The organism is Mesorhizobium sp. WSM4311 (assembly GCF_002295115.1).
Taxonomy (GTDB): domain Bacteria; phylum Pseudomonadota; class Alphaproteobacteria; order Rhizobiales; family Rhizobiaceae; genus Mesorhizobium.
On the sequence record NZ_NSFV01000011.1, the window covers coordinates 147,740 to 160,046 of the forward strand.

Here is a 12,307-nt window from a genome sequence, read left to right on the forward strand (position 1 = left end):
TTGGAACGATTGTTTAGGCGGCGCGTTGTGGCCCGTTTACATCGGGGACCCTCGAATGACTGAACTACCGCAGGCCGACGTTGTCGCCGTCAAGAAACCGGCAATGGTCCTAGGCGGCAACTTCGACTATCAGGACTTTTTCGAAAACGGTGCCATGGCGCTCCATCTGGTGAGCGCGGATGGCCTTATCTTGCATGCCAACAAGGCAGAGCTCGATCTCCTCGGCTATCCAGCAGAGGACTATGTCGGTCACCACATTGATGAGTTTTATCCCGACCGGGACGTGATAACCGACATTTTGAGCAGGCTCTCCCGTGGTGAGAAGATTGCAAGATATCCGGCGCGTTTGCGCGCCCGTGACGGGTCCATCAAGCACGTCGAACTCACGTCGAGCAGCCATTTCCGCGACGGTAAGCTAGTCCACACCAGATGCTTTACTGTCGATGTAACTGACCTTGAGCGAAAGCGGACAGAACTCAGGCAGCAGGACCACGCCTATCACCAGATTCTCGATGGCCTTCCGGTCGCCATCTACACGACTGACCAGTATGGCATCATTACCTATTACAATCGGGCCGCTGCGGATCTGGCAGGGCGGGAGCCTCAGGTCGGCAAGGATAAATGGTGCGTCACGTTCAAGCTGTTCACCACCGATGGCAAGGAACTGCCGCACGACGAATGCCCGATGGCAGTCGCCCTCAAGGAAAACCGGCCGGTCCGCAACCAGCAGGCCATAGCGCAGCGTCCGGACGGGTCTTTTTTCCCATTCATGCCCTACCCCACACCGCTGCGCGATGAGCAGGGCGACCTCGTTGGCGCGGTGAATATGCTGCTCGACCTGACGGACCGCCAGCGTGCCGAAGAAACCAGACAGCACCTGTCGGCGATCGTGGAATCCTCATTTGACGCTATTGTCAGCAAGGATCTCAACACGATCATCAAGAGCTGGAATCGAGGCGCCGAAAAGCTCTTTGGCTACACCGCCAGCGAGGCGATCGGCAGGTCGGTAACCATGCTTATCCCCGATGACCACCCGGACGAGGAACCGCGCATCCTTGAGCGAATCCGTCGTGGGGAGCGCGTCGATACCTATGAAACGATACGTCGACGCAAGGATGGCAGTCTAGTTCCGGTTTCGCTGACGATATCGCCAGTGCGTAACGCAACAGGGCAGATCGTCGGCGCTTCGAAGATTGCGCGGGATATCACATCGGCCAGGGAAAACGAACAGCGTATCCGCATGTTGATGCGCGAGGTCAATCACCGGGTGAAAAACCAGTATTCGGTTATCCTGTCGATGATCCGGGAGACCAACAAACGATCGGAGACGCCCAAGCAGTTTGAGTCCCAGGTGCGCGAGCGCATCATGGCATTGTCGCGCTCCCAGGACCTGCTTGTTTCGGCCGACTGGCAGGGAGCTACCATCAGTGAACTTTTGGCCGCGCAGGCTCAGCCATTTCCACGCGGTGAGATGATCGAGATGTCAGGGCCGTCGTTCGTGCTTGGCCCCAATGCAGTCCAATATCTCGGGATTGCCTTCCACGAACTCGCGACCAACTCTGCGAAGTATGGCGTGCTCTCCGGCGATGACGGCCAAATTTCTGTCACATGGAACATCAGCGGTTCCGGAGCATCGCGGCTCTTCCGCCTGACCTGGGCCGAAACCGATGGGCCGCAAGTCACGACTATCGGACAGGGCGGCTTTGGAACCGTGGTCCTGAAACGGGTTGCACCTGAAGCCGTGGGCGGGCGGGGAAATCTTGAATATGGTTCGCATGGCATCAGATGGAATCTGGAGGCGCCGTTGGCCGGAGTGGACCGTTCTGCTGCCAATCAGGATTAGAAGCATAACGTAGCCTTGCCGTTGCGAGGTCGGCGCATCGCCAAAGCCGATATTTAGCTGGTCAAGCAGAAACCGAGTCTCCGCCGCAATTTCTGTGTTTGGAACGACCCTAGCTCCGCAAGGTGTCGGCCGGGCGCCCAACGGCAATGCGCATCGATGATCCACACCCTCATAGGTCAGGCACTGAAAAAACAGTAGACGTACTCGGCTCCCGTACAAAGCCAGTTGGAATGGCATTGTTGCTGGTCTTTACTGGCCCCCGTCCCTACTCGGAGGTGCACGATCGACGAACGCTTGGCTCTGCAGCGCCCGCCCCTGTCACGGTCGGCCTCTTGCGACAAACGTTGACACGCAAGTCCCCTCCTTCCCGGTTTCAAACCGAGACCACGTCGATGCCTGTCACTGTCCCGCGTCAACATCGCGGTTTTTCCGACACTATCGCGACCGGCGATCTAAAAGTTGGCTTCGCCGGTTCGTTGTCTTGCGGCGCAACTCCTTGTTTTCAATATCGATCCGGGATCTTTTTACTGCGGTAAACTCCGCAGGCCGCCCGTGCGATCGGCCGCGGTCTGGCATGCGTTAACCTTTTGTTAACCCAAAACTTCTTGCCGGTAAGTCCGAATCGGAGCTTAATGGCGCTTGTTGTGGGTATTGCTTACAAAAAGCGCCAATTCAGGTTTCGACGAGAATGAATATCTCCATGCGGCTGCCTCGTTTCGAGTTCGATGACAAAATCCTCGAACAGGGCGCCGAGATTTCCCGGCGGTTGAACCAGCTTCGGATGGAGAAATTTCCGCCCAATGCAACCAAGACGCTGCGCACATTCTCCATGGCGGAGGTCGCTCACTACCTTGGGGTCTCGCAGAACAATCTGAAGCGTCTCCATCTCGAAGGCAAGGGGCCGTTGCCTGACCAAAGTCCTTCCGGCCGTCGCACCTACACGGCTACCCAGATGCTCGAGCTCAGACATTTCCTGGACCAGCACGGCAGGACCGAAGTCAAGAAGTACGTTCCGCACCGCAAGCTTGGCGATAAACTCCAGGTGGTTGCGGTGGTCAATTTCAAAGGCGGCAGCGGCAAGACGACCACGGCTGCCCACCTCGCCCAGCACCTGGCGCTGACCGGTCATCGGGTTCTTGCGATCGATCTTGATCCGCAAGCTTCGCTGTCGGCACTGCACGGCTTCCAGCCCGAACTCGATCGCAACCTCTCGCTCTATGAAGCGATCAGGTATGACGACGAACGTAGATCGATTGCGGATGTGATCATACCGACAAATTTCCCGGGCCTTGATATCATTCCCGCCAATCTCGAGCTGCAGGAATACGAGTACGACACGCCGCTTGCCATGCAGGACAAAAGCTCCAATGCCGGCCGCCAGTTCTTCACGCGCATGGCCAAAGCGCTGTCGGAGGTTGACGACCGGTACGATGTCGTCGTTGTCGATTGCCCTCCCCAGCTTGGCTATCTGACTTTGACGGCAATGTCGGCGGCGACATCGGTCCTCATTACGGTCCATCCGCAGATGCTCGACCTGATGTCGATGAGCCAGTTCCTGCTGATGCTTGGCGGCATCTTGAAGACCATCAAGGCCGCCGGCGCCGCGATCGAACTCGACTGGTTTCGCTACCTGATCACGCGCTACGAACCGACCGATATTCCGCAGGCGCAAATGGTGGGCTTCATGCAGTCCATGCTTGCCGGCCAGATCCTGGAAAATCCGATGTTGAAGTCGACGGCGATTTCCGATGCAGGCCTCACCAAGCAAACGCTTTACGAGGTGGAGAAATCGGCTTTCACCCGCTCGACATATGACCGCGCTTTGGAATCGCTCGACGCGGTGAACGCCGAGATCGTCACCCTCGTCCATCGCGCCTGGGGTCGGTCATGACGACGAACTTTACGGCAGTAAAAACCGGCTATTTTGCTCGTGGAATCAGATCGCTAGCCGCGCACGGAGGCGGCTGAATGGCCCGTAAAGATATTTTCGGCAGTGTGATGGGGCCCGTCGCTGCGGTGGCCGATAACAAGGATGTATCGGGGTATGCCGTTCGTGGTGCCTCCCGTTCGATCATGCAATCCTTCGAGGAGCTCTCCAAGAGTTCGGTCGTCGATCTCGATCCTGCCATGGTTGACACCTCTTTCGTCTCGGACCGCCTGGACGAAGACGATCAGGCGTATCAGGAGTTGCTGTCGGCAATTCGCGACAGAGGCCAAGATTCGCCGGTCCTGGTCAGACCGCATCCGGAGGTTTCGGGACGCTTCCAGACTGTATTCGGCCATCGCCGCGTCAAGGTTGCCCGCCAACTGGGAAGGCCGGTCCGCGCCGTCGTCAAGAAGATGGGCGACGAGGACCATGTTATCGCCCAGGGCCAGGAGAATGCCGCCAGGGCCAATCTGTCCTTCATCGAAAGGACCCTGTTTGCCGATCGCATTCTCAAGCGCGGCCACACGTCGGACACGGTGAAGTCCGCTTTGGCACTCGATGACACGACCTTCTCGAAGATGCGCTCCGTGACCGGCAATATTCCCGAGCCAGTCATTGTGGCGGTTGGCGCGGCCAAGGCCGTCGGGCGGGACAGATGGTGGCAACTGGCCAAGCTCATGGAGCATCCGGGGAACGCGGGCAGGGCGGGTGAGTATGTGAAGAGCGCCGATTTCGCGGCGCCAAGCAGTGACGCACGTTTTGCGCTTCTTTTCGACTTCCTGAGCGCGCCGGCGAAACGTTCGCCGGCTGCGACGAAGACACGAGACACGGCCTGGGCGCCGCGGGACAAGTCGGTGCGGGCCAAGATCACCGACACTGGAAAAGTGTTCACGCTTGCCCTGAAAGCGAGGGAAGCCTCGCCATTCGGTGCTTTCATCACCGAACGGCTTGACGAGCTTTTCGAAGCTTTCCGGCAATCGGAAATGTCAAAGAAAACGGGAGACTGAAACCGCAAAAGAAAAAGGCCCCCGAACGTCGCCGTCGCGGAAGCCCTTCTCGTCTGTAGCAAGCTGAGAATCGCACTTCCCCGAATCACTGTCAAGAGTCGTGGCGCCGTTTCGGCGAGCAGGTTTCTTTTGCCTTCGTGAAAGGTGAGGGAAATGGAGAGTGGGTTTGCGACGACGCCCTTTGGGCGGCGGCCGATGACGCTTGCCTTGGTGAAGGCCAACGCCGCGTCACGGCAGATTCCGGAGGGGGCCGCCGTTGAGAAATGGCAGGTCTACCGGTGGCTATGCGAGGGCAAGTCTATCGTTGGCGTTGGTGATCGTGCGCTGGCGGTGCTGAGCGGGCTCTTGACGTTCTATCCTGACGACCAGATCAACGAGGAAAACGGTTTGATGGTCTTTCCGTCGAACGCACAGCTATCTTTGCGGGCGCACGGCATGGCCGATTCAACGCTGAGAAGGAACCTGGCCGAGCTCGTGAGTTGCGGCCTGATCATACGCCGCGATAGTCCGAACGGCAAAAGATTCGCTCGCAAGGGGCAGGGCGGTGCTGTCCTGGAGGTCTTCGGGTTCTCGTTGGCGCCTTTGCTGACACGGGCCTCGGAGTTTCAGCGCGCCGCCGAGCAGGTCCGCGCCGAATGTCTGGCGCTGAAATTGATGCGGGAGCGGATCACGCTGCATCGCAGGGACATCCAGAAGCTGGTCGAGGCGGCGGTCGAGGAAGGGGTTTCTGGCGACTGGGGCGGCGTCTGGAGGCGGTTTCGGTCCATCGTGGATGCAATTCCGCGCCGGGCAGGGCTGCCACAGCTGGAAGCGATCGTCGGCGAGATGACCGTGCTCCATGATGAAGTGGATAGGATGCTGGAAAGCTTCACAAATTCCACGAATCCCGGCGGCAATGAGTCCCAAAGTGAGCGGCAGCAATCTGATTCAAACACAGATTCCATTTTTGTATTTGAACCGGCTTTCGAAAAAAGCAGGGCGGCCGTCGAGCCAAGACCGGCACCGGACGAGCGGTTGAAAAGCTATCCGATTGGACTGGTGCTGAAGGCCTGCCCGGAGATTGCGGAGTATGCGGCCAACGGCATCGCCAGCTGGCGCGATTTGATGCTCACCGCGGCCCAGGTGCGCGGCTACCTTGGTGTTTCACCGTCGGCCTATGAGGAGGCTTGCCATGTGATGGGTCAGGAAGTCGCCGCGATTGTGATTGCGTGTATTCTGCAACGGGCACAGCACATCAATTCGGCCGGTGGCTATCTGCGTGTGCTGACGGAAAAGGCTCGGGCAGGGCAGTTCTCGGTCGGACCGATGCTGATGGCCGCGCTCAAGGCCAATGGTCCGGCAACCAGGATGACGGGATGAGTGAGGTACAGGGTTCGGGGCTCAGGGTTGATCGGCGCTGCTCAAGGGCACCTGAGTAGGTGACGGCGTGCAGCCACCTACGGCCGGCGGGCTCCCGGGCTTGAAAGCTGTCCATAAATGCCATATCTTTTGCACAAGAAATATGACTCCTGATATGGTGGATGAACACTATGGGGCATGCACTCAAGACAGCCGAGCAGAATAGGCCGCTGGTCTTGTCCTATATGGATCGGAACGGGAAGATCGCAATCGAGCAGGTCGCGGATGGTTTTGGCATGTCCAAGGGTCAGTTGGCCCAGACCGCCGGTCTTGCGCGTGAGACACTCTATCGTTCAGAGCGCAGCGCTGCGACAAAGACCCAGGGGCGTCTGCGCGAAATGCTCGAGATCATCAGCCGCGTGACGGATTGGGCGGGCGGCAAGGAACAGGCAATGGCCTGGTATCGGGCTCAGCCGCTTGCGGCATTTGGCGGACGCACCGCCGAAGCGTTGGTGAAGGATGGCAAGGCCGCCGCGGTCCGTGATTATCTCGATCACATGGCCGTCGGCGGCTTTGCGTGAGGTTCGTCAGAACCTGTTACAGGGCGCACGATCCACGCTGGGCATTCAAGCCGACTTCCGGTGATGGAGCGGCGATCAGAGGCGCCCGGTTCAACCCTAAAGGCGTGCCGGCGCTTTATCTCGGGCTGACAATCATGACTGCGGTGAAGGAAGCCAACCAGGGCTTTGCGCACCGGATCGATCCCTGTGTCCTTTGCTCCTATGAGGTCGACTGCGACGACATCGTGGATCTGACAACCGAACAGGCCAGGGGAGAATTCGCCATCGCGCTCGAGGACATGGCCTGCGCCTGGGCGACGGCTCTAGGCGACGCAGAGCGCCCGGCGTCCTGGTCCATCTACGACCGGCTGCGGTCTCGCGATATTGCCGGAATTGTGGTCCCGAGCTTCGCGCCAAGTGCCCAGGACGAGGATCGTAACCTGGTCCTGTGGGAGTGGGTCCGGACCTCCCGCATAAAGTAACTGTCTTCGATCCGAGCGGCCGGTTGCCGAAGGACCAGTTGTCTTGGTCATAGTAGGCTCATGGAAGGGCAGGGGAGGGGGCTTATACCGGCCTACAATCCGCTTGCCTTGGTGAGGTTGACACGAAAACGGTCACGCCGGCGCTGATAGCGGCGGGTCATCTCGGCGGATGCATGGCCAAGCTGCTTTTGCACGTATCTCTCGTCGACCTCGGCCGAGGAGGCCAGACCGGCGCGCAGCGAATGGCCTGAAAACTTCATTTCTCGCTCGCTTTCGGACAGATCGCCCCGCACGCCTGCGGCCATTGCCGCGCGCTTGACCAACCGCGCCACTTCCTGGGCGTTCAGCCGTTCGGCGCCGACGGCCTTGCCTTGGCCGGTGACGCGCCGAAAAACAGGCCCGTGCGCGATACGCCCCATTTTCAGCCAGGTCTTCAAAGCAACCGCGGGGCAGGTGCTGTCGGCCGACCCAAAGCCGATCTCAACTTCGCGCCAACCAGTCTTGCCACGCAAGGTCACCAGAATGCCGTTGTCCAAAATCTCGATCCAACCGGACGAATCCTCAGTTTGGTCCCTGGCCACGTCGAGGCCGACGATTTCGGAGCGGCGCAGTCCGCCGGCAAAGCCGAGTAGCAGCATCGCCCTATCGCGCAGTCCGCGCAGGGTCCCGCGATCCAGTGTCTCCAGCATGGCGATCAGATCCTCCGGCAAAACCGCTTCCTTCTGCCGGGGTGGGGAAGCGTGTGTGTTGCGGATACCGGCCATGACGGTGGTGATATGGCGGTCTTTTCTGTCCAACGGCTGGCCGCGCTGCGCATAGTTCCACGTTAGGGAGGCGAGGCGCCGTTCAATCGTGGACACGGAGTTCGGCTTCTTGTCGCCCGTGACGGCACCCGACGCGCAGGCGGTGATATAAAGCCCGATGACCTGCGGATCAGGCGGAAACACCTCAATGCCTTGGCGGCGGCACCAGCTCGCAAAATGCTTCCAGTCGGTCGCATAGGCGCGCCGGGTGTTGGCCGAGCTTGCTGCCTCGACATAGTTCCGGGCGCGGTCGGCCAGGCGCTCCAGATGCGCCGAAACGCGCGGCTCCGTTCGGACGGCCGGAAGGGAAGGGGAGGGGGTGTCGGCTGCGGGATCCTCCGGCGCGCGGCCCATCTCCATGACGACGTCGACGATGTCGGGCATGTCGTCGTCGCCGAAAGCCGGTGATCCGTGACCGTTATCAGCCATCCTCATGCCGCCTTGATGTCCGTTCGGGAGAAATCATCGCCCTTGAAAAGCAGCGGTTCGCCGGTGAGTTTGGCCAGGGCATAAGAGAAGCAGTCGCCGTAATTGAGCGCCGCTGGATGCCGTCCCTTGCCAAAGCGGCGCCAGGCACGGCGAGCCTGGTCCGCGTGCTCCGCGGTCACGGCCACGATGCCGACCTCGGCTTTGTGAAGCCAAAGGTCAAAATCCGCTCCGCCTGCTTCTCCGAGGCGCGCCTCGATGACCATGGCTGCCTCAAGCACCGTCGCAGCCGAAATCAGGCGAACAGGATCGTCGGCGATTTTCTCATGGAGACCGCTGGCTTCCTGCTCATTGAACGCGATTGCGGCAATCACGGAAGCATCGATAACCATCAGGACGGAATTCCGTTCTCGTCATAGCCCATGATCTCATCGGGCGTTCGCTCGTCGAGAATCGGCAGCGCGTTCAAGCGCTTGCGAATTGCCTCCAGATCTTCCAGCAGCGCTGCCTTGCGCGCAGCAGAGCCCGTCCTGCGCAGTCGCTCCTCGAGCGCTCGCTTGGTGGCAATGGTGATGGTCTCACCCGTGCGTTGGGCGAGCTTGCGGGCAAGAAGTTCCGTTTCCCGATCCTTGATGCTGAGGGCCATTTGAGGGTACCTTGGTTCCTAATTGTCTACCTTCAGCCTATATACTCTATCCGATGCGGGAATGCACGACCCCTGCGGCCCTTCTCTCTGGTCAGCAGAGCGGTGCCCAGCACGGTTTTCGGGGCTTTGCTCGACGAAAATGGCCATTTCTCTTATAAAGAGCAAACGAGTGATAATGCAAGATTATCGTTCGTTTTGTCTCCGCGACACGCTGTGCGTTTTGGTGCAAAATTCATGGCACAAAGCGCACGAGCGCTTTACCCTCCACAATCATGATTCGCCTTGATCCCGCGACCGCCAGCTCCTCTGCGCCGCCCTCCGTTCCGGCCTGGGCGATTGCAAGCGCCGGCGCGCCGCGCGACGGCGAGGCCGCCTTCCGGGCTGGCGCCGCGCTGGGTGTCCTCGATACGCTGGCCCGCGCGCAGCCTGCCTGGGCCGGCGCGTGGCGGCAGCGGCTGGCGCTCGATTGCGCCGCCTCCGGCATGCGGCTCGCCGGCCGCGCCGAGGACGCGGCCGCCTTGCGCGACGCCTGGTATCTGCGCCAGGCCGGGGCTGACCCTGGACCCGCCGGCACCATCTTTGGCGCCTGGCGGCAGTTGGCCGGGCAGCCGCCGGTCGCTACGCCTGACCGGCTCGGGAAGATAGTCGACCAGCTTGGCCTCCATTGGGATGTCGAGGCGCTGGCCGCGCTTTGTGAACACATCGACGACCTGGCGCGCTCGCGGCGGCCGGCGCCGTTCGCCGCCGCGGCGATCGCCGTCCGCGTCGTCACCATGCGCCCCGATGCCGAGCTTTTGGCTTGGTGGCTCGCCGACCTGGTGCTGGCGCAATGCCTGCGCTGGCCGCGGCCGCTGCCGCTCCTGATGGCGCAGGCCTTTGGCCCGTCTTTCCGCGCAGAGGCCGTCGGCGCCAAGCGCATCCGACCCGCGGAGAAAGATTTTGAGCCCGCGGTCTGCGTGGCGCTCGTTCAAGCGGCGGCGCAGGCCTGCCGGCTGGCTGACGAGTTGTCGCGCCGCGCCGCAAAACTCCTGGCGGTGACGCCGAAACTGCGTGCCAAGGGTGCCGGCGAGGTGATCTTCCTGCTGCTCAACGAAGACGCCGTCTCCGGATCGCTGACGACGAAGGATCTGTCGCGCTTTGCATCGCGGCGGCTGTTCGAACGGCTGCAGCAACTGGAGGCCGTGCGCGAGCTTTCCGGCCGTCCCACCTTCCGGCTGTTTGGACTCTAGCGATGAGCGAAGCCTCTGCCCGCCACAAGCCGAACGATCAGCCGGCGCTGCTTGACACCGAGCTCGATCACCTGCCGCCAGAACTGCGCTGGCGTGAATGGATGGGCCGGGTGGAGGCGGTGATTTTTTCCGCCAGCGAACCGGTGACGCGAAGTGTCCTAGCGCGCGTGGTGGGGAAGAACTGCAAACTCGAGCTGATCATCGACGACATCCGCGCCGAGCTCGAAGGCCGCCCCTACGAGCTGGTGTCGGTCGCCGGCGGCTGGCAGCACCGGACGAAAAAGGTCTTTGGCGACATCATCCACGCCGCCTTTGGCACGGCCGGGAAGGGGACAAAAGAACTGTCGCAGTCGGAGGCGCTCGTGCTAATGTGCATTGCCTATTTCCAGCCGATCACGCGTGGCGAGCTGTCTTCCTTCTTCGGCAAGGAGGTCTCGCGCGATCTGATCGGCGTGCTACGGCGACAGGAGCTGATCGCCTCGGGGCCGCGCAGCCCGCAGCCGGGGGCGCCCTACACCTATGTGACGACGAAGACTTTTCTGTCGCAGTTCGGGCTCGACACGCTGCGCCAGCTGCCGGATTTCGAGGCGCTCGAGGACGCAGGGCTGCTGTCGAAGGAGAAACTCTTGGCCGGCGGTATTCCAGCCGACTTGCCTAGCGGCGAGGACGATGTCGTTGAGGACTAGGAGGTGTCATCAGCGGGGCTTGCCGCGCTGCGACCACAAAGACAGGCGATCACTCAGGGCCAGGACGACTGGTCGTGCGGTAGCCGGTGATCAGGATCGTGAACCGCGACACGATCGCCGTCGACAAGATTGGCCGGAAAGATCACCAGATTGGTACCGCCGGCGTGACACAGCGACGGGAACAAGATACCGCGCAGCCCGGCCGTGATGACCACGTCCGCGAGCTTCCACGATGGCGGGATTTTCTTGTCGATGCGCGCGATCTGGCGCCATGCACAATCCCATTCCTTCCACGCACTATCCCAGATGTCCGGATCAAATCCTTGCGAAAGGTTGGCGACATCGGAGAGCGTTATCTTGTAGGCGGCAAGGGTGGCCGGCGGAGTGATGCTGGCGCCCTGCTTGTATTCCTCCAACGCCGTCTGAGGTGCGCGGGACAGGTAAAGGGCTTCGACGCCTGGCCGGTTGAAACGACCGCCGTCATTCGCCGCGCCTGCACCGCTGGTGGGCAGGAAAGCCCATTTGGGTGTCAGATAGCGATGGAAGATCTCGTCCGGCCCGACGCGGGTGACCTTCACCCGCGCGCCCCGTTCTCGAGATCCCGGATGAAGGCTAGGACTGCTTCAACTTGGCCGTCCGCGACGAGCTCGGCCGCCGTGCGATGGCCATAATCGGCAATCGGTTCGTTGCGATACCAGTAAATCGCTTTGTCGACGTCGCCGGTGAGTTCCGTCGCGGCCGAGATCACTTTCACCATCTCGCGCATCCGGCCCTGCAGGCGCTCCGATGCGGGATTGCGCAGCGTGTTGCGGTGGACACCAGTCAACTGGGCGAGGTTGGCCACCTTCACGCCGAGCGCCTGCGACAGGCGCTTCGGCGAGATATAAGGTGTGCGCGGCTCCTGCAGGCTGTCGACGAAGCCTGAGACCACTTTCGACGATGCCAGCTGTGCGTGAGTCATGACAAATCTCCGACCATACGCACAATATATGCACATTTGGGCGCATAGCAAGTGAACAGAGGCCTGACGCCTTCCAGCGCACTGCTTGTCCTTCCTCATCCGTAGCGGTTGTTAGCTGGCGGCGGCAATGCACCTTCGAGCCAGTCGTTCGACCTACATTACAAATGGCCCGATTGCGGACATCGGAAATTCACTTCACTGCACCGGCGCCGACCAGAACTGGCCGATCAGATCGGGTTGCAGGGATAGGCGTTTCTGATTTCAGCATTGAAGAATTGTCCGATAGAGGAGGCTTCCAACAGCCGATCGTACATGAACTGGGGGACATTGTAATATTCGAACAAGAGTTGGTGGTAGGCGATGTTCACCCTGGGGACATTCACCTCAGTCGTCCTGACG

At 60.8% G+C, this 12,307-nt stretch carries 12 protein-coding genes and 1 pseudogene; 8 read left to right on the forward strand and 5 right to left on the reverse strand.

The genetic code is table 11. The features are described 5' to 3' along the window. The first annotated feature begins 55 nt into the window (after window positions 1-55). The 6 genes and pseudogenes from CK226_RS26000 to CK226_RS26025 all read left to right on the forward strand — a co-directional run bounded on the left by CK226_RS26000 (window position 56) and on the right by CK226_RS26025 (window position 7,210). Window positions 56-1,843, forward strand: a complete 1,788-nt coding sequence (locus CK226_RS26000) for a PAS domain S-box protein (protein WP_095793417.1) — start codon at window positions 56-58, stop codon at window positions 1,841-1,843. A 688-nt stretch (window positions 1,844-2,531) separates the two neighbouring features. After that, on the forward strand, window positions 2,532-3,734 hold the full coding sequence (gene repA / locus CK226_RS26005) for a plasmid partitioning protein RepA (protein ID WP_095793418.1): 1,203 nt from the start codon (window positions 2,532-2,534) through the stop codon (window positions 3,732-3,734). 77 nt (window positions 3,735-3,811) lie between these two features. Further along, window positions 3,812-4,777, forward strand: coding sequence for a plasmid partitioning protein RepB (gene repB, locus CK226_RS26010; protein ID WP_095774637.1), 966 nt, complete (start codon window positions 3,812-3,814; stop codon window positions 4,775-4,777). Window positions 4,778-4,930: 153 nt separating this feature from the next. Beyond that, window positions 4,931-6,136 (forward strand): plasmid replication protein RepC, encoded by a 1,206-nt coding sequence (repC, locus tag CK226_RS26015; RefSeq protein WP_095793419.1) that lies wholly within the window; start codon window positions 4,931-4,933, stop codon window positions 6,134-6,136. Window positions 6,137-6,306: 170 nt separating this feature from the next. Beyond that, on the forward strand, window positions 6,307-6,696 hold the full coding sequence (locus CK226_RS26020) for an MbcA/ParS/Xre antitoxin family protein (RefSeq protein WP_095774639.1): 390 nt from the start codon (window positions 6,307-6,309) through the stop codon (window positions 6,694-6,696). Further along, window positions 6,693-7,210, forward strand: a pseudogene (locus CK226_RS26025) (RES family NAD+ phosphorylase). The gene CK226_RS26020 and the pseudogene CK226_RS26025 overlap by 4 nt, the downstream one beginning before the upstream one ends. Window positions 7,211-7,249: 39 nt before the next feature. Here CK226_RS26025 and CK226_RS26030 read toward each other — a convergent pair. From CK226_RS26030 to CK226_RS26040, 3 genes are read right to left on the reverse strand one after another with little or no spacing between them, the layout of a single operon-like run. Then, the gene (locus CK226_RS26030) at window positions 7,250-8,395 is read right to left on the reverse strand and encodes a tyrosine-type recombinase/integrase (RefSeq protein WP_095793420.1); all 1,146 of its coding nucleotides are present in this window, start codon (window positions 8,393-8,395) and stop codon (window positions 7,250-7,252) included. Then, the gene (locus CK226_RS26035) at window positions 8,392-8,778 is read right to left on the reverse strand and encodes a type II toxin-antitoxin system VapC family toxin (protein WP_095789994.1); all 387 of its coding nucleotides are present in this window, start codon (window positions 8,776-8,778) and stop codon (window positions 8,392-8,394) included. Before CK226_RS26035 ends, CK226_RS26030 begins: the two co-directional genes overlap by 4 nt. Further along, window positions 8,778-9,032 carry a type II toxin-antitoxin system VapB family antitoxin gene (locus CK226_RS26040; protein ID WP_095793421.1) on the reverse strand — a complete coding sequence of 85 codons (255 nt, stop codon included), beginning with the start codon at window positions 9,030-9,032 and terminating at the stop codon, window positions 8,778-8,780. The genes CK226_RS26035 and CK226_RS26040 overlap by 1 nt, the downstream gene beginning before the upstream one ends. A gap of 272 nt (window positions 9,033-9,304) precedes the next feature. Here CK226_RS26040 and CK226_RS26045 point away from each other — a divergent pair, with 272 nt between their 5' ends. Together CK226_RS26045 and CK226_RS26050 are read left to right on the forward strand one after the other, a co-directional pair. Next, window positions 9,305-10,261 carry a DUF1403 family protein gene (locus CK226_RS26045; RefSeq protein WP_095789993.1) on the forward strand — a complete coding sequence of 319 codons (957 nt, stop codon included), beginning with the start codon at window positions 9,305-9,307 and terminating at the stop codon, window positions 10,259-10,261. A gap of 2 nt (window positions 10,262-10,263) precedes the next feature. Continuing rightward, entirely contained in the window at window positions 10,264-10,947 is a 684-nt protein-coding gene (locus CK226_RS26050) for an SMC-Scp complex subunit ScpB (protein WP_095793422.1), read from the forward strand. Window positions 10,948-11,000: 53 nt separating this feature from the next. Here CK226_RS26050 and CK226_RS26055 read toward each other — a convergent pair whose 3' ends face one another. Both CK226_RS26055 and CK226_RS26060 read right to left on the reverse strand, forming a co-directional pair. Continuing rightward, the gene (locus tag CK226_RS26055) at window positions 11,001-11,525 is read right to left on the reverse strand and encodes an RES domain-containing protein (protein WP_095789991.1); all 525 of its coding nucleotides are present in this window, start codon (window positions 11,523-11,525) and stop codon (window positions 11,001-11,003) included. Next, window positions 11,522-11,908, reverse strand: coding sequence for a hypothetical protein (locus CK226_RS26060; protein WP_095789990.1), 387 nt, complete (start codon window positions 11,906-11,908; stop codon window positions 11,522-11,524). The genes CK226_RS26055 and CK226_RS26060 overlap by 4 nt, the downstream gene beginning before the upstream one ends. Window positions 11,909-12,307: the final 399 nt, after the last annotated feature.